Annotated in this window: 16 protein-coding genes; 7 read left to right on the forward strand and 9 right to left on the reverse strand. The window is 70.8% G+C overall.

The features are described 5' to 3' along the window. Positions 1-136: 136 nt before the first annotated feature. From OG589_RS04610 to OG589_RS04620, 3 genes are all read right to left on the reverse strand, one after another. Complete coding sequence (locus OG589_RS04610; protein WP_405146446.1) at positions 137-730, reverse strand: ComF family protein; 594 nt, start codon at positions 728-730, stop codon at positions 137-139. A 158-nt stretch (positions 731-888) separates the two neighbouring features. After that, positions 889-1,866: a DNA-processing protein DprA gene (gene dprA / locus OG589_RS04615; protein WP_405146448.1), complete on the reverse strand. Its 978-nt coding sequence runs from the start codon at positions 1,864-1,866 to the stop codon at positions 889-891. A 651-nt stretch (positions 1,867-2,517) separates the two neighbouring features. Continuing rightward, a complete protein-coding gene (locus OG589_RS04620; RefSeq protein ID WP_405146450.1) occupies positions 2,518-3,555 on the reverse strand; it encodes an NAD(P)-dependent alcohol dehydrogenase in 1,038 nt (345 codons plus the stop codon). A gap of 74 nt (positions 3,556-3,629) precedes the next feature. Here OG589_RS04620 and OG589_RS04625 point away from each other — a divergent pair, with 74 nt between their 5' ends. Continuing rightward, entirely contained in the window at positions 3,630-4,295 is a 666-nt protein-coding gene (locus OG589_RS04625; protein ID WP_405146451.1) for a TetR/AcrR family transcriptional regulator C-terminal domain-containing protein, read from the forward strand. Between the two features lie 266 nt (positions 4,296-4,561). Further along, the gene (locus tag OG589_RS04630; protein ID WP_405146452.1) at positions 4,562-5,986 is read left to right on the forward strand and encodes an acyltransferase; all 1,425 of its coding nucleotides are present in this window, start codon (positions 4,562-4,564) and stop codon (positions 5,984-5,986) included. A 47-nt stretch (positions 5,987-6,033) separates the two neighbouring features. Here the strand turns inward: OG589_RS04630 and OG589_RS04635 are convergent, their stop codons facing one another. Continuing rightward, positions 6,034-8,322 (reverse strand): ATP-binding protein, encoded by a 2,289-nt coding sequence (locus OG589_RS04635; protein WP_405146454.1) that lies wholly within the window; start codon positions 8,320-8,322, stop codon positions 6,034-6,036. Positions 8,323-8,560: 238 nt separating this feature from the next. Next, positions 8,561-9,010, reverse strand: coding sequence for an ester cyclase (locus OG589_RS04640; RefSeq protein ID WP_405146455.1), 450 nt, complete (start codon positions 9,008-9,010; stop codon positions 8,561-8,563). A gap of 193 nt (positions 9,011-9,203) precedes the next feature. Between OG589_RS04640 and OG589_RS04645 the strand changes: the two genes are divergently transcribed. After that, positions 9,204-9,401, forward strand: a complete 198-nt coding sequence (locus OG589_RS04645; protein WP_405146457.1) for a transposase — start codon at positions 9,204-9,206, stop codon at positions 9,399-9,401. Here OG589_RS04645 and ligD read toward each other — a convergent pair. After that, on the reverse strand, positions 9,364-10,464 hold the full coding sequence (ligD, locus tag OG589_RS04650; protein ID WP_405146459.1) for a non-homologous end-joining DNA ligase: 1,101 nt from the start codon (positions 10,462-10,464) through the stop codon (positions 9,364-9,366). The two genes, OG589_RS04645 and ligD, sit on opposite strands and share 38 nt — an antisense overlap. An 86-nt stretch (positions 10,465-10,550) precedes the next feature. Here ligD and OG589_RS04655 point away from each other — a divergent pair, with 86 nt between their 5' ends. The 3 genes from OG589_RS04655 to OG589_RS04665 all read left to right on the forward strand — a co-directional run bounded on the left by OG589_RS04655 (position 10,551) and on the right by OG589_RS04665 (position 15,537). Further along, positions 10,551-11,474, forward strand: coding sequence for an LLM class F420-dependent oxidoreductase (locus tag OG589_RS04655; RefSeq protein ID WP_405146461.1), 924 nt, complete (start codon positions 10,551-10,553; stop codon positions 11,472-11,474). An 81-nt stretch (positions 11,475-11,555) separates the two neighbouring features. Then, positions 11,556-13,031 (forward strand): 3' terminal RNA ribose 2'-O-methyltransferase Hen1, encoded by a 1,476-nt coding sequence (locus OG589_RS04660; RefSeq protein WP_405146463.1) that lies wholly within the window; start codon positions 11,556-11,558, stop codon positions 13,029-13,031. Further along, positions 13,024-15,537 carry a polynucleotide kinase-phosphatase gene (locus OG589_RS04665; protein WP_405146465.1) on the forward strand — a complete coding sequence of 838 codons (2,514 nt, stop codon included), beginning with the start codon at positions 13,024-13,026 and terminating at the stop codon, positions 15,535-15,537. The genes OG589_RS04660 and OG589_RS04665 overlap by 8 nt, the downstream gene beginning before the upstream one ends. 4 nt (positions 15,538-15,541) lie before the next feature. Here OG589_RS04665 and OG589_RS04670 read toward each other — a convergent pair whose 3' ends face one another. The 3 genes from OG589_RS04670 to OG589_RS04680 all read right to left on the reverse strand — a co-directional run bounded on the left by OG589_RS04670 (position 15,542) and on the right by OG589_RS04680 (position 17,706). Then, positions 15,542-16,138 (reverse strand): DUF6879 family protein, encoded by a 597-nt coding sequence (locus OG589_RS04670; RefSeq protein ID WP_405146467.1) that lies wholly within the window; start codon positions 16,136-16,138, stop codon positions 15,542-15,544. Between the two features lie 317 nt (positions 16,139-16,455). Then, the gene (locus tag OG589_RS04675; RefSeq protein ID WP_405146469.1) at positions 16,456-16,965 is read right to left on the reverse strand and encodes a DUF1707 domain-containing protein; all 510 of its coding nucleotides are present in this window, start codon (positions 16,963-16,965) and stop codon (positions 16,456-16,458) included. 6 nt (positions 16,966-16,971) lie between these two features. After that, on the reverse strand, positions 16,972-17,706 hold the full coding sequence (locus OG589_RS04680) for a PadR family transcriptional regulator (RefSeq protein WP_405146470.1): 735 nt from the start codon (positions 17,704-17,706) through the stop codon (positions 16,972-16,974). Between the two features lie 400 nt (positions 17,707-18,106). Between OG589_RS04680 and OG589_RS04685 the strand changes: the two genes are divergently transcribed. Continuing rightward, positions 18,107-18,838, forward strand: a complete 732-nt coding sequence (locus tag OG589_RS04685) for a metal-dependent hydrolase (protein ID WP_405146472.1) — start codon at positions 18,107-18,109, stop codon at positions 18,836-18,838. Positions 18,839-19,037: the final 199 nt, after the last annotated feature.

The raw sequence follows: 19,037 nt of genomic DNA on the forward strand, positions 1-19,037 counted from the left end.
CTGGGCGTCCCTCATCCCCGGCTCCAAGCTGGAGATCGCCCAGACCATCGACGACCTCCGCGGCTGGGGACGGCACGCCGCGAACTTCCTCACCCCTGACGCCGGCGACATCCCCGCGCCCGCCACGTTAGGCCACTCACACTCGCCACTGGGCCCGGGCGAGAGTCAGTCCGTACACCTTGCTGGCGCCATTGGCCTTCAGTCGCTTCGCTACCGCATTCAGGGTGTTGCCGCCGGTGAATACATCGTCATAAACCATGATGCTCTGACCTCTGACGCGACTTGGGTCGGGTACATGGAGAGCGTCGTACAGGCTTTGGGCCGCCACATGCCGCTCCAACGCCGACGCGGTGTCTCTCATCCGGACGGTCACGCTGGTCTTCCGTATCAGCGGGGGCTCCAGTACGAATGGGAGACCTCGGTCGTCCTCTAGGATGGCTCTTTCGATGACGTATCCGGTGTGATCATTACCACGGCGGGCCTGGTTCTGCTCCAGGTACGAGGGCATCGGAATGATGGCGTCGACCTTGGCGGTGAGCTCGGGACGTGTGTAGAGGTGGCCCAGGACGATCCGTGCGAAGATCATTCCCCAGCCATGGGCGCCCTTTTTGAGTTGCAGGATTCCCTCCTGCAGGATGCCCGCCTTGACCCCGATGACAGCAGTCCACTCGAACGCGCGTTGAGGGTGGCCGCAGAGCCGGTTGGAACACGCCTGCTGGCCGCTCCGCAAGACCTGATGGCATATAGGGCAGTTGGGATCGTCGGGGGCTTGGAATCGCTCTGAAGCGCACTCGTGGCAGATGCGGACGTGCCCCGTCCGTAGGTAGGGGCATATTCCGCATCTCCCGAAGCCGGCAGGCGGTGGGCCGTCGCCATAGGCCGGCCGTTTCACCACAGGCCTCCGGGGGCCTGCTCTTCTAGCTTCAGTTCGTCGAACTCAAGGGCCAGCTGGGCCCGGGAAGCGTCGACGGCTTGGATGCGGCCAGGGCTGGACAAGGCCTTGACGACATCATCCACGTCGTCGACCATGACCGCTCCGCGCTCGCTGACGTACTGCTGCGCCCACGGTTGGTCCTGGGTGAGGCTCCGAAGGAGAAACACCTTCTTGCCGTGCTCCAACGCTAGCCTGGCCTGCATCTTGGCCCCAGACGTGCTCGCCGCCTCGATCACCACCGTGCCCTGGGCGATCCCCGACATGGTGACGTTACGCCGGGGGAAGGTATAGCTGGCCCCGTTGGCGTCGGGCCAGAACTGGGAGACCATGGCGCCATTCTCGGCGATCCGGTCGGCCAGTGCCCGGTTCTCTGCCGGGTAGCAGCGCAGAATGCCGGTGCCGACGACGGCGATGGTCCGGCCGCCGGCGTCGAGTGCGGCGGTATGCGCGGCGGTATCGATGCCCCGGGCCAGACCGGAGACGACAGTGACCTCGTGCTCGGTGAGAAGGCATGACATACGGCGCGCCCGGCGCAGACCATCCTCGCTGGCCTGGCGGGTGCCGACGACCGCCACGCTCCGTAGATCCGCATCCCGTAGCTGCCCGCGGACGAACAGGAAAGGCGGAAGGTTGAAGATCAGGCGAAGAGTAGCGGGATAGTCGGGATCAAGGACTGTGACGATGTGAGCACCACCGGCCACAGCTCGGCCTGCCTGCTGCTCGGCGGCTTCCAGATAGTGATCAAGATCCGGGATGCTCTGTCTGATCAGCGCTCTTGCCTTGGTCGCTTCGGGGGAGGACTCGACGATCTCCCCTGCCCAGAGGCGCGCGAGGCCCTCTGGACGCTGAGCCTCGCGGGCGATGAGGTGCCAGCTGACGCCTTTGACCATGCATATGGCGAGCAGGCGAGCCTGCTCTTCGGTGATCCGCATCCTACTCTCCAGGAACTAATGTTCGAATGCGTAAAACTGTATTTGTATCAGGCCATGTCACTCGAAGGTATGTCTACATTGCCAGCCCGAGCCACCCGCGTCACCTTTACGGCAGAGCATCGCCTGGTTACTGAAGGCTGGGGTTCGACCAAGCGGTTCATGTGCTCGCGTACCCAAACCTCATGACCTAGTGTGTCCGATCTTGAACGCAGAGTATATCCAAGGCGGACCGTACATCTAGATGCCGAACGGGGAGAGCTGTTCTGTCGCACCTCGGCTTACCAGATGTTCGGGGTCCGAGCCTTCGATGGCTTCTGATGCCCGCCACATCGAGTCGGCTGCTGACCAAGGACCTGATCTCTAGCTGGATGCGGCCTCGTCGGCGTCCGCTCGTGGTTCTGGGCCTCGCCTTCGGCTCGGGCAGTGCTTCCCAGAGGACCTGGCGACAGGCTCGTAGGTGAACAGGTCGTTCGCCAGCGTGGAGTGGGTGTAGGCGCAGGCGCCGGAGTAGGCCCGGCCGGCCGCGCGGATCTCCCGAGCCGCGCTCTCGGCGCGTCCGGATCAGATACGGCCGGTACTCGGCGTGGGGACTCGCGTGGTGAACGGAGGGATCGTTGGCATTGTTGTCAGCGAAAGGTCGCTGAGGGTGCCTCAGATGTTGATGACGATCTTCCCGCGGGCGTGGCCGTCTCGCATGTGCTGGATGGCCGCGGGGGTCTCGCTCAGGGGGTAGGTGCGGCCGATGACCGGGGTCACCTTGCCGGACGCGATGAGCTCGGTGAGAACGATCAGGTCCTTCGCGTTCTCCGAGCAGATGAACGTGCCCAGCTTCTGGCCGACGAACGGGGACAGCATGGACGCCCGGATCTGACGGTCGGTGCCGCCGAGCCATCGCCCGCCGGTTTCGGCCCCGACGATGACGAGTGTGCCGCGCGGGGTGAGGGCTCGGCGTAGGCGGGTGAGCGAGCGGTTGCCGCCGATGTCGAGGATGACGTCGTACCGCCGCCCCGCGTCCTCGACGTCGTGGCGGGTGCGATCGACGACGTGGTCCGCGCCGAGGGACCTGACCAGGTCGACCTTCGTCGTGGTGCACATGCCGGTGACCTCCGCGCCGAAGGCCTTGGCGATCTGCGCGGCGAACGTTCCAACGCCTCCGGACGCGCCGATGACCAGCACTTTCTGCCCGGGCCGCACGCGCCCTCGGTCGCGAACCGCCTGCAGGGCGGTGAGAGCCGAGACACCGACGGCCGCCGCCTGCGTGAAGGTGAGGTTGGCGGGCTTGGGCGCGAGCCTGCCCGGCGTGGCCGTGGCGTACTCGGCGAAGGTGCCCTCGCCGACGCCGAACGCCTCGTCGCCCGGCCGGAGCGTGGTCACCGTCTTGCCGACCGCCTCGACGCGCCCGGCGACCTCCCGCCCTCGCACTCGGGTCCTGGGCGCGCGGACCCCGTAGCCGGCGAGGCGCACGGGGTAGGGGAGGCCGGCCATGAGATGCCAGACGCCTCGATCGACACCGGCGGCGTGCACCCGGATCAGCACCTCGTCGTCCCCGATGACGGGACGGCCGATCTGCTCGACCCGCATGACATTCTCGGCTTCGCCGTACACGTCCTGGACGACCGCCTTCATCGTCGTCCCCTCGGCCGTGACGTGCGGGGGGTCGGCCGGTCTGGTGCGGTGGTCGGTTCCCATCGCGGGCTCCCTACGTTGTAAGCTTATGCCGTAAGTCTGCTGCTTACAGTGTAAGTAAGTCAAGGAGGATGTGCATGACCCACCCGACCCCCGAGCCCCGGGCGCGACTGAACCGCGACCGGGTGCTGCGGTCCGCGGTCGCCCTGGCCGACGCGGGTGGCATCGAGTCGCTCACCATGCGCAAGCTCGGAGAGGAGCTCGGGGTCGAGGCGATGTCGCTGTACAACCACGTGGCCAACAAGAGCGACCTGCTCGACGGCATGATCGACGTCGTCTTCGGCGAGATAGACCTGCCGGCCGGTGACACCGACTGGAGGACGGCCATGCGCCGGCGGGCGATCTCGGCCCGCGAGGCCCTGTCGCGTCACCGCTGGGCGATCGGGCGCATGGAGTCGCGGGCCACGCCCGGCCCCGCGACGCTGCGGCACCATGACGCCGTGATCGGCACCCTGCGAGGGGCGGGGTTCTCGATCGCCCTGGCCGCCCACGCGTACTCCGCCCTGGACAGCTACATCTACGGGTTCGCGATGCAGGAGCCGAGCCTGCCGTTCGACACCTCGGCCGAGACGGCGCAGGTCGCGCAGGCGATCATGGCGCGATTCTCCTCCGGCGAGTACCCACACCTCACCGAGCTGGCCGTCGAGCACGTCATGCAGCCCGGCTACGACTACGGCGACGAGTTCGAGTTCGGCCTCGACCTCATCCTCGACGGCCTCGAAAGAGCCCGCCACACGACCTGACCGCCGTCGGACCTCCCCTTCGGCTCGGGCAGTGCCTCCCAAGGGCCTACCGGCCCCCTGCGAGCCCCGAAACGCTTCATGTGGGGAGTGGCCTCGGGCGTGGCGATCGCGGAAGGTGCCGGCCGGTGTCGCCATCGGTCGCGGGATAGCGGAGGCGATATTTCGGAACCCGGGTACGAGACACCACGCGCGGATGAGCATCTCCGCCGTTCAGCCTCCCAGAGCCGCTTGATATGACGTAAAGGAAGGCGAAGGGATGTCCAGCCATGCCGGACGGCGGCACCAGGGGAGCCCGCCCCACGCCGGGAGCGCGGCGGGCGGCGCGGCGGACGCGGCGACCGGCCGGATCGCTGATCGCGCGGATAGGGCAAGCGGCCGAGCGGACGCCCGCGCGGCGGGATCGCTATGTCGATCTCGTCCGGGCCTTCGCCATCACGGCGGTCGTCACCGGCCACTGGCTTGTCGTCTCGATCACCCACGGCCCCGGGGGGTTCGCGGGGCGTAGCGTCCTGGAGACCGTGCCGTGGACGCGCCCCCTGACGTGGGTCTTCCAGGTCATGCCCCTGTTCTTCCTGGTCGGCGGGTACGCCAACGCCGCGTCCCTCACCTCGCATCTGCGGCGCGGCGGCGGCCCCACCGCCTGGGTGCTCGGCAGGACCGCCCGGCTCGTCCGCCCGACCACCGTGCTGCTGTGCACGCTCGCGGCGGTGGCGCTGGTCGCGCGGCTCGCGGGCGTCGGCCCGTCCCTGATCGGCGACGCGATCTGGCTGGCCTTGATCCCGCTGTGGTTCCTGGTCGTCTACATCGCCGTGGTCGTGCTGGCCCCGCCCATGTACGCGCTGCACCGGCGCGCGGGACTCGTCGTGCCGGTCGTCCTCACGGCGCTGGTCGGTGCGGGCGACCTGACGCGGCTCGTCCTCGATGTTCCGTACGTGGGCCAGGCGAACTACCTGCTGGCATGGCTGGCCGTCCACCAGTTGGGCTTCGCCTGGCAGGACGGCCGCCTTCCCGCCCGGCCCCTGGTCGCCGCGCCGATGGCGGTGCTCGGAGCGGGCGCCCTCGTGGTGCTGACCGTGGCCGGGCCCTATCCGGTCAGCATGGTCGGGTTCGCGGGAGAAGAGCTGCAGAACACCGCGCCGCCCACACTCGCCCTGCTCGCCCTCGCGACCGCACAGGCGGGGGTCGCGTTGTGGCTGCGGGACCTGGGGAACCGGTGGCTGCGGCGCCGGGGGCCGTGGACGGCGGTGGTCGCGGTCAACTCGGTGATCATGACGCTGTTCCTCTGGCACATGACCGCCCTCATCATCGGCGCCCTGGCCCTGCACGGGACGGACCTGATGCCCCAGCCCGCGCCCGGGTCGCTCCCCTGGGTGCTGCTGCGGATCCCCTGGCTGCTGTGCCTGGCCGTGATCCTCGCGGTGCTGGTCGCGGTGTTCGGGCGCGCCGAGCGACGCACGGAACCACCCGCCGCCTCACCGGGCGCACGAGGACCCGTGGCCGCCGTGCTGACCGCCCTCGGCGCAGCCGCCGTCATCGCCGCCCTTCTCGGCATCGCCCTGGCGGGCCCCGCCTACCATGGGTGGACCGGCCTGCCTCCGGCCGCGCTGGCCGTGTACCTGGCGGGCGCGGCCCTGCTGGCCCTGCTCCGCCGACGGCACCAGGCCCCGCCCGCCGGGGACCGCGCCGCCTAGCCGTACCGGAACCTGCCGGACCGGGGCCAGCCTGCCGCCCCTACCGGCTACGCCGGGTCTGGGGACTGGAGTTTGCGGCGCAGGTCGGCGGCCTGGGGGTGGCCGAGGTCGCGGAAGATCTCGTACGCCTCCAGCCAGCGCTCGCGGGCCGTCCGCGGGTCGCCGGCGGCCTCGCTCGCGTCGCCGAGGTGCCCGAGAAGCTGGGCCCGTAACCCGGCGCTGTTCATCGTGCCGGCCAGCCGGAGGCCGCGCTGGTAGTGCCGGATCGCGGTCTCCGGGTCGCCCAGCCGCTGGTGGAGCAGGCCCAGCGTGTCCAAGGTGACCACCTCGTTGGCCCGGTCGCCCGCCCGTTGCTGCAGCTCCAGCGCTCGCACGTGGAACGGCAGCGCCTCCTGGTAGGCGCCGAGCTCGGAGTGGTACCAGCCCACCGCGAGGCTGGCCTTGCCCGCCCAGAGCGGGTCGCCGAGCTCGTCGAAGAGCGACAACGCCTGCTCGGCCTGGTCGAGCGCCCGTTCGCCGTCGCCTTGCAGCCAGTGCACATAGGACAGCACGAAGCGGCTCTCCGCCTCGCCCGCCCGGTCTCCGGCGGCGAGGCTCAGTTCGAGCGCCTGCCGCATGTGGGCGTGCGCGTCGTCGAACCGGTCGAGCCGGCCGTTCACCGCGCTCAGGAAGCGGTGCGCGTGCGCCGCCGCCGGCTGGTCGGTCATGGCGGTCGCCGCACGCAGCGCCACCGCCCACGCCGCCCCCTCGTCGTGCCAGCGCCGCTGGTCGTTCAGGAATGTGTCCAGCGCCCAGCTCAGCTGCCACGCGTGCCTGTGCATGCCCTCCGCCTCGGCCTGCCGCAGCGCGGTCAGCAGCACCGCGTGCTCGGTCTCCAGCCATGCCAGGGCGGCCGGGACGTCGAACACGCGTTTCGGCTCGGCCCCGTCGGCGGGCGCGCCGAGGGTCATCGGGATGGGCGCCCGCACCGGATTCAGCACCAGCTCGGCGTGGTACGCGGTGTGCGTGTAGTGGTCGAGCAGCCGGGTCAGCGCCGCCCGCCGCGCGGCCTCGGACTCGTCGGCCCGGGCGCGCTCGCCGGCGTAGACGTGCAGCAGGTCGTGCATCCGGTAGCGGCCGGGCGCGTGCTCGGTCACCAGGCTGGCGTGGGCCAGCTCGGCCAGCGTCCGCCGGACCTCGGGCAGCGCCCGGCCGGCCAGCGCGGCCGCGGCCGTCACAGCGATGTCGGCGCCCGCGACCAGCCCGAGCAGCCGGAACAGCCGCGCGGCCTCCGGGCTCAGCGCGTCGTAGGACCAGGAGAACACGGCGCCGACGTCGAGGGCCGCGAGCCGGCCGCCCGGGTGGCGCAGCTCCGCGGCGATCGTCGCGGGCGGGAAGCCGGTCAGCCGCGCCCGCGCGCCGACCAGCGCCAACGCCAGCGGGAGCCGTCCGCAGGCAGTCGCGATCGCGGTCACGGCGTCCACGTCCCCGACCTCAGCCTCCGGGTGCGATCGGCGCCGACCGGTGTCCGCGCCGAGCCGGTGGCCGAGTAGCTCTACCGCCTCCTCGATGCCCGGGACGTCCAGCGTCAGCGCGGCGGCGCCGGTCTCGGCGACCAGGGCGGTGAGCTGCCGGCGGCTGGTGACGACCGTACGGGCGTCCGGGCCGGCGGGCAGCAACGGCCGGACCTGGTCGGCGTCGCGGGCGTTGTCGAGCACGACCAGCAGGCGGCGGCCCGCGGACCGGCTGCGGTAGAGCGCCACCTGCGCCTCGAAGCCGGGCGGGACGCGGTCGGGCGGCACCCCGAGGGCGTCCAGGAATCCGCGGATCACCTCGGCGGGATCGACCGCGGCGTGGCGAGAGAAACCGCGCAGGTCCACGTACAGCCGGCCGTCCGGGAAGCGCGGCGCGACCAGGCGGGACCAATGCACGGCCAGTGAGGTCTTGCCCACGCCGGCGGGGCCGGAGACGGTGACCACCGCGGCCGTGGCCGCGTCGAGCGCGCGCAGCGCCTCGGCCCGGCCGGTGAATCCGTCGACGCCGGCGGGTAACTGCGCGGGCACCGGCGGGAGTCCCATGTCCGGCTGCGCGGGCACCGGCGGGAGTCCTGCGCCGGGCTGCGCGGGGACCGGCGGGCGTCCGGCGTCCGGCTGCGCGGCGAGCTGGAAGGCGGCCCGGTCCGAGGGGGAGAGTTTCAGCGTGTCGGCGAGCACCCGGACGGTGCTGGACCGGGGCACCGCGACGCGGCCGGACTCGATCTCGCGGATCTGCCGCTCACTGACGCCGGACAACGCGGCCAGCTCCTCCTGCGTGAGCAGTGCCCGAACCCGGAAGTCGCGCAGCACGCCGCCGAACATCGATCCCCTTTCCGCCGGTTCACGGTACCCGATCTTGTCCGCGCCGTTCGCAGCCTAACCGCCGGTCAACCGCCGGTCGCCCGCCTGCCGCCGGAGCCGCCGCGGACGGAAGCTGGAGGCACCCCGACCGGTCACACCACTGGAGGAAAGATGAAGTTCCGCACCACGAAGAGGGCGCTCTCCGCGGCGGCCCCGGGCACTACGGCCAGTACGAGCGCACGGAGAACTGCTGATCGGGCTAGCGTTCCGTGAGCAGTTCGGGTTCCTTGAAGCAGAGGGAGCCGCCGAGCTGGGCGGCCAGTTCGAGTTGGTCGTAGTAGATGCGGTGGCTGGCGATGAGGCCGTCCTCCACGAACGACACGCAGCACGCGCGGACGGTGATCGGGCGCAGGGTCGCCTCGACCACTCCTCCGCCGGGCACGAGGAACGGCCCCTTGTGGGTGCCGGTGAACGTGTACTCCGCTGTGATGGTGTCGCCGGACTCGTGCACCGACTGGGGCGTGCACGCCGAGTCCGGGAAGGCCTCGATGAACAGGCCGTAGTAGGAGGCGATCTCGTCCCTGTCCTGCCCTATGCCGTCCGGCGCCACCAGCACGGCCCGCTCGCTGAAGCACTGAGCGAGCGCGTCGAGATCGTGGTGGTTGAAGGACTTCCTCAGCCCGTTCAGGGCAGACAGGAGATCAGACATCAGGGCTGGCCTTTCTCGGAATGAGGACGGTTGGGCGATTTATAGGGATAAGTCGTGTTTCGTCACGATAGCGCGGTTTAGTGGAGTTTCAGGCTAGGGGTGGATGGGCGGTCAACGGGGGCGCCCGTCCACCGGCCGGAGGTCTCAGGTAGGTTTTGCATCCCTTTGACCTGCGATTTCTTATGATTCCGGCATGTCGCGATGGGTGGGGAGCAACGGGTACGAGATCGAGCCGATCAGGCTCGACGGGCGGACGCTGCTGCGCGTGCGCCAGCACGGGATCCTGGTCGCCTACTGCCGGTCGGTGGCCGAGGTCGCGAAGTACGTCGATCTGGACGAGCTGGTCGAGCTCGTCAGCCTGCCCTCCGCGGCGGCTCGCCCCCGCGGCTGACGCCCGGTCCGCGGGTCCTGAGGGGCCCGCCCTCGCGGGTGACGTCCGATCCGCCGGCCGTGCGGGGCCCGCTATCGCGGGTGATGATCGGTTCGGGCTCGCGCGTTATGTCCTCGGGGGATTTGTCGTCGCGCAGGCCGCGCCAGGAGGGGTGGCGCAGCCTCCCGTCCGGCGTCCACTCCGCGTACTGCACCTCGCCGACCAGCACCGGCTCCACCCACCGGGCGTCCCTGGCCTGCTCGCGGGGCACCTGGTCGTCGAACGGCGGGGTGGCACGCGACAGAGGAGCGAGGATCGCGCCCAGCTCCCTGAGCGTCTCCTCGGTGAACCCCGTGCCGACGTTGCCCGCGTAGAGGAGCCTGCCGCCCTCGTGGACGCCGAGCAGCAGCGAGCCGATCGTCGACGCCCGCCGGCCGCGCCCGGGCGTCCAGCCCCCGACCACGACCTCCTGCGCGCGGAAGTTCTTGACCTTGGTCCACTCCGGGGATCTCCTGCCCGGACGGTACGGCGACTGCAGTCGCTTGGAGACGATGCCCTCCATCCCGAGCTGCCGGCTCAGCCCGAGGGCGTGGGCGCCGTCGTCGTGGAACCAGGCGGGCACCTGCCAGCGGGCCCCCGCCGACACGATGCCCTCCAGCAGTTCCCTGCGCTGGACGTACGGAAGGGCTATGGAGGACTCCGCGCCGATGTGCAGGATGTCGAACAGCATGTACGTCACGGGGTTCGTCTGGGCGAGCTGGCGCACACGCTCCTCGCGCCGCTGGTGCATGCGCGGCTGCAGGGCCGAGAAGCTCGGGCGGCCCGCCTCGTCGAAGGCGACGATCTCCCCGTCGAGCACGACGTCGTGGCCGCCGACCGCGCCCGCCAGCGCGTACAGCTCGGGGTAGGCGACCGTGACCTCCTTGCCGCTGCGGGAGACGAGCCTGAGGGCGGAGTTCTCGACGTACGCGAGGGCCCGCACGCCGTCCCACTTCATCTCGTGACCCCAGGCGTCATCCTCGCCGGGCGGTGGGAGCGGTCCCAGCTGGGCGAGCATCGGCGTGTAGGCAGGAAGTCCCCCCATGGGCGCTTTCTTACCCACTGGGGAGATGCGTACGAACCCCTACACCACCCCGAAGATTGATTCCGGAGCGACGGGATAATGGCCTTATGAGATTAAGGATCTTCACTGAGCCCCAGCAGGGGGCCGGTTACGAGGACCAGCTCCAGGTGGCGCAGGCCGCCGAGCGCCTCGGTTTCGACGCGTTCTTCCGTTCCGACCACTACCTTCGCATGGGCGACGGCGACCCGGAACCCGGTCCGACCGACTCCTGGGTGACGCTTGGCGCGCTCGCCCGCGAGACCCACACCATCCGCCTCGGCACGCTGGTCACGGCCGCGACCTTCCGGCTGCCCGGCCCGCTGGCCATCAGCGTCGCCCAGGTGGACCAGATGAGCGGAGGGCGCGTCGAGTTCGGGTTCGGCACGGGCTGGTTCGACGCGGAGCACAAGGCGTACGGCATCCCGTTCCCGCCGCTCGGCGAGCGTTTCGCCCGCTTCGAGGAGCAGCTGGAGATCATCACCGGGCTGTGGACCACCAAGCCGGGCGAAACGTACTCCTTCGAGGGCGCGTACTACCGGCTGGCCGACTCCCCGGCCCTGCCCAAGCCCGCGCAGCACCCTCGCCCGCCGGTGATCATCGGGGGTACGGGCGCCAAGCGGACTCCCCGCATCGCCGCGAAGTTCGCCGACGAGTACAACGTGCCCTTCAACAGCCTGGAGGAGACCACCGCCGCGTTCGGCCGGGTGCGTGAGGCGTGCGCGGCCGCCGGCCGGCGCTCGATCGTCTTCTCGGCCGCGCAGGTCGTGTGCGTCGGCGCCGACGAGGCCGAGATCGCCCGCCGGGCGGCGGCGATCGGCCGCGAGGTCTCCGAGCTGCGGGAGAACGGCCTCGCGGGCACGCCGGAGGAGGTGCTGGACAAGATCGGTAAGTTCGCCGGGGCCGGCAGCGAGCGGCTCTACCTCCAGGTGCTCGACCTGTCGGACCTCGACCACCTGGAGCTGATAGCGGCGGAGATCATGCCGCACGTCTGAGCCTCGCTTACCGCGGCAAGGGCGGGCGAACCCGTCAAACTGGTGGCCGGTGTGATGGCCGATAGGGAAAGATCGGGCAGCGTGCTGCTGACCATCTCGACGACCACGCGGCCGGCCACCGACCTCGGCTTCCTGCTCCACAAGCACCCCGGCCGCGTCCAGGAGTTCGGGCAGTCGTTCGGCGTGGCCAGGGTGTTCTATCCCGAGGCCACCGAGGAGCGCTGCACGGCCGCGCTGATGGTCGAGGTGGACCCCATCCGGCTGGTGCGCTCGCGCGGCACGTCCTCGCCCGACTTCAGCCTGGGGCAGTACGTCAACGACCGCCCGTACGCGGCCTCCTCGATGCTGGCCGTCGCGCTCGCGGACGTCTTCAGGACCGCCCGCACGGGGCACTGCAAGGCGAGGCCCGAGCTGGCGGCCGGGCCGATCGAGCTGGAGGTCACGGTGCCCGCGCTGCCCTGCCGGGGCGGCCCGGAGCTGGCACGACAGCTGTTCGAGCCGCTCGGCTGGCAGGTGGAGGCGCACGCCCTCCCGCTCGACGAGGGCTTCCCCGAGTGGGGCGACTCGCGGTACGTACGGCTCGTGCTGCGCGGGCCGGTGCGGCTGGCCGACGCCCTGAACCACCTGTACGTCATGTTCCCGGTGCTCGACGACGCCAAGCACTACTGGATGGCCTCCGACGAGGTAGACAAGCTGATCCGCGCGGGGGAGGGGTGGCTGGCGTCGCATCCCGAGCGCGGGCGGATCACGCGCCGCTACCTCGGCCGCCGCAGGAGCCTGACGAACACCGCGTTCGCCCGCCTGGCCGAGCTGGGCGACGACGTCGAGGAGGACCTGGAGCCGCCCATCGAGGAGGACGCCGCCGCCGAGACGGCCACGCCGGAGACCGCCGATACACCCACGCCGCAGACCGGGGACGCGGTGGACGCCGTCGAGCCGGAGCCCGGCCCGCAGGCCCGCACACCGCTCAACCTGCTGCGCAGGGAGGCGGTGGTCGAGGTGCTCACCGAGGCGCGAGCGCGTACCGTCATCGACCTCGGGTGCGGGTCCGGCCAGCTGGTCGGCGAGCTGCTGAGGAACCCCGAGTTCGCCAGGGTCGCGGGCGTGGACGTCTCGGCGCGCGCGCTGGCCGTCGCCGCCCGCCGCCTGAAGCTCGACCGGATGCCCGACGCCCGGCGGGCCCGCCTGCACCTGTTCCAGGGCGCGCTCACCTACACCGACGAGCGGTTCGCCGGGTACGACGCGGCCGTGCTCATGGAGGTCGTGGAGCACGTCGACCCGCCGCGCCTGGCCGCCCTCGAACGCGTGGTGTTCGGCACGGCGAGGCCGGGGCTGGTGGTCGTGACGACGCCCAACAGCGAGTACAACGTCAGGTACGAGTTCCTGACCGGCATGCGCCACCCGGACCACCGCTTCGAGTGGACCCGCGCGGAGTTCGCCGCCTGGGCCGAGGGAGTCTGCGGGGAGTACGGCTACCGCGTGACGTACCGGCCGGTCGGCGAGGTCGATCCAGAGGTCGGGCCGCCGACCCAGATGGGGGTGTTCGTCCGTGGCTGAGATCAGCGTGCCCAGGCTGTCGCTCGTGCTGCTGGTGGGCGTGTCGGGCAGCGGCAAGTCGACGTTCGCCCGCAGGCACTTCCAGCCGACCCAGGTGATCTCCTCGGACTTCTGCAGGGGCCTGGTCGCCGACGACGAGAACGACCAGGAGGCGACCCCGGACGCCTTCGACGTGCTGCACTACATCGTCGGCACCCGGCTGCGCCGAGGGCTGTTCACCGTCGTGGACGCCACCAACGTCCAGTGGGAGGCCCGCAGGAAGCTCATCGAGCTGGCGAAGAGCCACGACGTGCTCGTGGACGCGATCGTGCTGGACGTGCCGGAGGAGGTCGCGGTCGCGCGCAACGCCCTGCGTCCCGACAGGGCCTTCGGCGCGCACGTGATCACCCGGCAGCGCAAGGACCTGCGGCGGTCGCTGTCCAAGATCTCCAGGGACGGCTTCAGGCGCGTGCACGTGCTCCGGGGCGAGGCCGTCGACGACGTCGAGATCACCTATGAGAAGGCCTGGACCGACCGGCGTGAGCTGACCGGCCCCTTCGACCTCATCGGGGACGTGCACGGCTGCCGCTCGGAGCTGGAGACGCTGCTCACCGAGCTCGGATGGACGCTGCGCAGGGACGACGCCGGAAGGCCGGTGGGGGCCGTTCACCCCGAGGGCAGGACCGCCGTCTTCGTCGGCGACCTGGTCGACCGAGGCCCCGACTCGCCCGGCGTCCTGCGGCTGGTCATGGGCATGGTGGCGGCCGGGACGGCGCTGTGCGTGTCCGGCAACCACGAGCAGAAGCTCGTACGGGCGCTGAACGGCCGCAAGGTCACGATCGCGCACGGCCTCGAACGGTCCCTGGAGCAGCTCGAAGGCGAGCCGGAGGAGTTCCGCGAGTCGGCCAAGGCGTTCATGGACGGCCTGATCAGCCACTACCAGCTCGACGGCGGAGCGCTGGTGGTGGCGCACGCCGGGCTGAAGGAGGCCTACCACGGCCGCGCCTCCGGACGGGTGCGCTCCTTCGCGCTCTACGGCGACACGACAGGCGAGACCGACGAGTACGGCCTGCCGGTGCGCTACCCGTGGGCCAAGGACTACCGGGGCCGGGCCATGGTCGTGTACGGCCACACGCCGGTCCCCGAGACCGAGTGGGTCAACAACACGATCTGCCTGGACACCGGCTGCGTGTTCGGCGGGAGGCTCACCGCCCTGCGCTACCCCGCGCGCGAGCTGGTCTCTGTGCCGGCCGAGCGGGTCTGGTACGAGCCCGCCCGCCCGCTGACCCCGGCCGCCCGGCGCGACCCAGGGCTGCTGGACATCGGCGACGTCCAGGGCACCAGGTATGTGGAGGTCCGCACCGGCGGCAAGATCAAGATCCGGGAGGAGAACTCCGCGGCGGCGCTGGAGATCATGAGCCGGTTCGCCGTGGACCCGCGCTGGCTGGTCTACCTGCCGCCGACCATGGCCCCGCCGGAGACCTCGTCGCTGGACGGCTACCTGGAGCACCTCGCCGAGGCGTTCGAGGAGTTCCGCGGGGCGGGGGTCACCGAGGTCGTGTGCGAGGAGAAGCACATGGGGTCGCGGGCCGTCGCCGTGCTGACCCGCACCCCGGAGGACGCCGCGGCGCGGTTCGGGATCACCGACGGCACCTGCGGCACCGTGCACACCCGCACCGGACGCCCGTTCTTCGACGATCCCGCCCTGACGGCCGGGCTGGTGGACGGGCTGAGGGCGGCGGTGTCGGAGGCGGGGCTCTGGGACGAGCTCGGCACCGGCTGGATGGTCCTGGACGCCGAGCTGCTGCCCTGGTCGGCGAAGGCGGGCGGGCTGATCCGCGAGCAGTACGCGTCCGTGGGCGCCGCGGCCCGCGCGGCCCTGCCCGAGGCCGTGGCCGCCTTGGAGGCCGCGGCCGGGCGCGGTCTGGACGTGGGCGATCTCCTGGGTCGCACCCGGCGCCGCTCCGGCAACGCCGCCCGCTTCAGGGACGCCTACGCGCGGTACTGCTGGCCGGTCTCCGGCCTGTCCGGGGTACGGCTGGCGCCGTTCCAGATCCTCGCGGTGGAGGGACGGGCGACGGCGGGGGAGGAGCCGCACTCCTGGCACCTGGAGAAGCTGGCGCGTCTTCACTCGGACCTCGTCACCCCGACCAGGCACGTCTTCGTCTCGCTGGAGTCGGAGGAGTCGCGGACGGCGGCCACCGGGTGGTGGACCTCGCTCACCGAGGCCGGGGGCGAGGGCATGGTGGTCAAGCCCGCGCACCCCGTGCCCGGCCGCGTGCAGCCGGGCGTGAAGGTGCGCGGGCGCGAGTACCTGCGGATCATCTACGGACCCGACTACACCGAGAGCCTGGACGTGCTGCGCCGCAGGTTCCTCGGCAGGAAGCGGTCGCTGGCCCTGCGCGAGCACGCCCTCGGCCTGGAGTCGCTCGCCCGGCTGGCGGAGGGCGAGCCGCTCTGGCGGGTGCACGAGGCGGTCTTCGCGGTGCTCGCACTGGAGTCCGAGCCCGTCGACCCCCGGCTCTGAGGCGTCAGGACGCGAGCGGCCGGACGGCGGGGGGCGGCAGCGGCACGACCTCGCGCCGGTGGTACGCCGCGAGCTCCTCGCCCTGCTCGTACAGCCCGATCAGGGCGGCCAGGCACGGCTCGACCACGTCGTGGTCGGTGATGCGGCGACCGCCGAGGTGGGCGCCGGCGGCGTCGTAGAGCACCTCGTACATGAGGGTGGACTCGAAGATCAGCAGTTCGGGGAGCGGTTCGGACCGCTCGAACGGCCGTACGGCGGAGACCGGCACGACACGGGCCCGCTCGCCCGCCTCGGCGCGCGCGGCGAGGACGTGCAGCTCCCACTGCATGTACGGCGTGATGGGCGTCTCGACGACGCGGACGCGCCGGAACTCGGCGTACCCGTCGTAATCGGCGGGCAGCGAGCCGCGCAGCTCGTCCACGAGCCGCAGGGAACGTTCCCAGTCGCCCTCGGTCATCGCCACCCAGCTCGGCTCGTAGGGCTCGTGGAAGTTCTGCGCGCGTTCGAGCTTCCACACCACCCCGTCGGCGCTCTCGTAGGCCTCGCGGAACTCCGGTCCGTACACCTCCGGCGGCATGACCGCCGCCTCCGCTTCGCGCACCCGCTCGAAAACGTGGCAATCTAAGTGATTGTCCGTAATCGGGACCATCGGCTACTCCTCGTTCGTGGGTGCGGAGCCCTCGGCGGTTCGCCACAGGGCCGGTGGCGCGAGGTAATCGCGGAGAACGTGCGCCACCATGCCCGGACCCACATGAACCGAAACCCGGGAACGGCGGCGGTCGGGAAGACAGGCCGATCATGAGACCGCTGACTGGGAGCGTCAAGACCCAAATCGCCGGGGACAGGGCACGCACGGCGAGGCCGGGCGGACCCTGAGGGTCCGCCCGGCCGTGATACTCGAAGGGCCCCGAGGGGCACTCAGTGGCGGCGCCCGAGGCGGGGATGGCGCAGATGGTGCCGGTGGTGCGCCAGCCGGACCAGGGCGAAGACCAGCCCCATGAAGAACAGCACCTTCACCACCGCGAACAGCGGCCCGATCACTCCGGACACCGACGACGCGATGAGGATGAAGGCGAGCACGAACAGGAAGACCGGGGGCCTGTCGTGGCGCCTCCGCTCGAACCGCTCGCGGCGCGCGTCCGCCCTGCTCGCCATGTGGTAGCCCCAGGTGGCGAGGTCGGCGTGGTGCGGCGGCGCCCACCCGTCCGCCCGTTCACGGGCGTGGTCGACGGGGCGTGGTGAGGACGGCCCGGGAAGGTCGGCCGTCACCTTCCGCAGATCGCCCGCCGTGCGGGCGGCGAGCACGGTGTCGAGTCGTTCGTCCAGTTCGTCGTGGGTGAGCCGGCCCAGCGCGAAGTGCTCGCGCAGGGCGGTCATCACCTCGTCGCGTTCCGCGTCACCGATCCGCAGATCGTCCCGCGAGGTCATCGAGGGTCACTCCTCCGAAGTGTCGCCGTCGGCCAGGATCTGGTAGAGCTTGCGCCGCGTCTCGGCCAAGATCTGCTTCGCCTGTCCGATTTGCCCGTCACTGCCAGTCTGCGCGATCTGGAAGAGCGCCGCGGCGGCCTGGCGCGACAAATCGAAGAGTTCGTAGACGCTCTCGTCGACGTTGGGCGTCATGTCCTCCCACGGGGCGCGCACCTCTTCGGGGTGCTCGGCCACGTAGGCGAGGCCCGCCTCGGTGAGCTGGAAGGTCTTGCGGCCGTCGGTCTCCTCGGCGCGCACCAGGCCCTCGTCGGTGAGCTGCTGCAGCGCGGGGTAGACCGCGCCCGGGCTGGGCTTCCAGCCTCCCTGGCTGCGCTGGGCGATCTCCTGGATGACCTGGTAGCCGTTGCGCGGCTCCTCGGCCAGCAGGGCGAGGATGGCGGCGCGGACGTCGCCTCGCTTGGCCTTGCGGGCACCCCTGCCGAACGGCGGGCGGCCGCCCCCGAACCCGAAACCGGGCCCGAACGGGCCTCTGCCGAAGTCCCAGGAGAAGGGCCTCGGCCCCCGGTGCCCCCGGAACCGGCGCTCGTGGCCCTCCTCCTCGTGCGGGTGGCCCTGGGGGCCCTGGTGCGGGTGCCCGTGGTGCCAGGCGGCGGCCATGGAGCCGAGGGCGGCCAGTGCGGCGCCCTTCATGGCGCGCGGGCCGGGCCAGGGCGCGCCTCCGATCGGATACGTGTGGGTCATGTCTTCCCCCTTGCAAGTGGCGATCGACTTTCGATCGTTCTCGATGCTTCAACGATATATCGCGAACGTTCTGAAAAACAACCAATCGTCAAGAGGAAGTCAGGTCCCGCGCCGCCGATCGCCACAGCGGTGGTCGATTTCGAAGGAAGTGACGCAGATCACGCGACACCGGGAACACATGCCGAGATCCGAGCGTTATCAGGTTTCGGACGGGATCGTTCTGCTCTGAGAGGGCTGGGGGGTGCTCTTGGAGCGGAACGGTCCCGTCTGCTTTTCCCGGCACCCCGCACGGCCCTGACCAGGCAGCACTCAGGACGCCGGCGACACGCCGCCCGGTTGCCGAGACGGTTCCGCCGCATGGGGGAGATTTTGCCGTAGGGTGCCCGATCGTGATCTACGCATGATGGGGCATACACACGCGCTGAGCGGTGCCGCCGCCTGGCTGCTCATCGCGCCGGGGCTCACGGCGCTTCCGGCGCTCGGCGGGCTCGCGGGCGAGCTGACGCCCGTGGTGGCCAACGTGCTCTCGCCCGGCGAGCTGATCGCCGGGGCCCTGGTCTGCGCGGGAGCGGCGATGCTCCCCGACCTCGACCACCCGCACGCCACGATCGCCCAGACGTTCGGTCCGGCCACGTGGGTGCTCAGCAAGGCGTTCAACTGGGCCAGCGGGGGCCACCGGCACGCGACCCACTCGCTGCTGTTCGCCATCGCGGCCGGGATCGGCTGCCATGTGCTGGCCGACCATTACCCGATCGGCCGCGACATCGTGGTCATCCTGATGATCGGGCTGGCGCTGCGGTCGATCGGCATCGGCGTCCCCGGCAAGACCATCACCTCCGCCCTGGTGAACATCGGCCTGACGGCGGGGACCTTCGTCCTGTTCCACTCCCGCGACGTGGGCTACCTCTGGCTCGGCCTCGCCATCACGATCGGATGTCTCGCGCACGTGGTCGGCGACTGCCTGACCGAGCGCGGGTGCCCGGTGCTGTGGCCGTTGAAGCACCGATGGCTCCTGCCCTACCGGATCGGGATCAAGACCGGCAGGGCCTTCGAGATCAAGATCCTCGGCCCCGTGCTGTCCGTCGTCGTGATAGGCCTGTTGGCGGTGCGCCTCATGCCGGCGGCCGTCTGACTGCCTACTGGTGGGTAACTTGATGTCGAGATATCTGAAGGGATATCTTGATATCGAGAGACACGCGCCGCGACCGAGGTGGTTAGGGCAGCCTAACTGGCGATGGCACTCCACCGGTGCGGCAGGATCTATGGGGCGAACCAGGAAAACTGTGCGCCCTGCCATCAGTGGCGATGAGCGTGAAATGAGGGAGGCGAGT

It is taken from the genome of Sphaerisporangium sp. NBC_01403, assembly GCF_045040145.1.
Classification (GTDB): domain Bacteria; phylum Actinomycetota; class Actinomycetes; order Streptosporangiales; family Streptosporangiaceae; genus Sphaerisporangium; species Sphaerisporangium viridialbum.

Bases quoted from the DNA above. Each gene is read 5' to 3' on its own strand.
- dprA (WP_405146448.1), bottom strand. From the start codon at position 1,866: ATGCGGATCACCGAAGAGCAGGCTCGCCTGCTCGCCATATGCATGGTC.
- OG589_RS04620 (WP_405146450.1), bottom strand. From the start codon at position 3,555: ATGGGAACCGACCACCGCACCAGACCGGCCGACCCCCCGCACGTCACG.
- OG589_RS04625 (WP_405146451.1), top strand. From the start codon at position 3,630: ATGACCCACCCGACCCCCGAGCCCCGGGCGCGACTGAACCGCGACCGG.
- OG589_RS04630 (WP_405146452.1), top strand. From the start codon at position 4,562: ATGCCGGACGGCGGCACCAGGGGAGCCCGCCCCACGCCGGGAGCGCGG.
- OG589_RS04635 (WP_405146454.1), bottom strand. From the start codon at position 8,322: ATGTTCGGCGGCGTGCTGCGCGACTTCCGGGTTCGGGCACTGCTCACG.
- OG589_RS04640 (WP_405146455.1), bottom strand. From the start codon at position 9,010: ATGTCTGATCTCCTGTCTGCCCTGAACGGGCTGAGGAAGTCCTTCAAC.
- OG589_RS04645 (WP_405146457.1), top strand. From the start codon at position 9,204: ATGTCGCGATGGGTGGGGAGCAACGGGTACGAGATCGAGCCGATCAGG.
- ligD (WP_405146459.1), bottom strand. From the start codon at position 10,464: ATGGGGGGACTTCCTGCCTACACGCCGATGCTCGCCCAGCTGGGACCG.
- OG589_RS04655 (WP_405146461.1), top strand. From the start codon at position 10,551: ATGAGATTAAGGATCTTCACTGAGCCCCAGCAGGGGGCCGGTTACGAG.
- OG589_RS04675 (WP_405146469.1), bottom strand. From the start codon at position 16,965: ATGACCTCGCGGGACGATCTGCGGATCGGTGACGCGGAACGCGACGAG.
- OG589_RS04680 (WP_405146470.1), bottom strand. From the start codon at position 17,706: ATGACCCACACGTATCCGATCGGAGGCGCGCCCTGGCCCGGCCCGCGC.
- OG589_RS04685 (WP_405146472.1), top strand. From the start codon at position 18,107: ATGATGGGGCATACACACGCGCTGAGCGGTGCCGCCGCCTGGCTGCTC.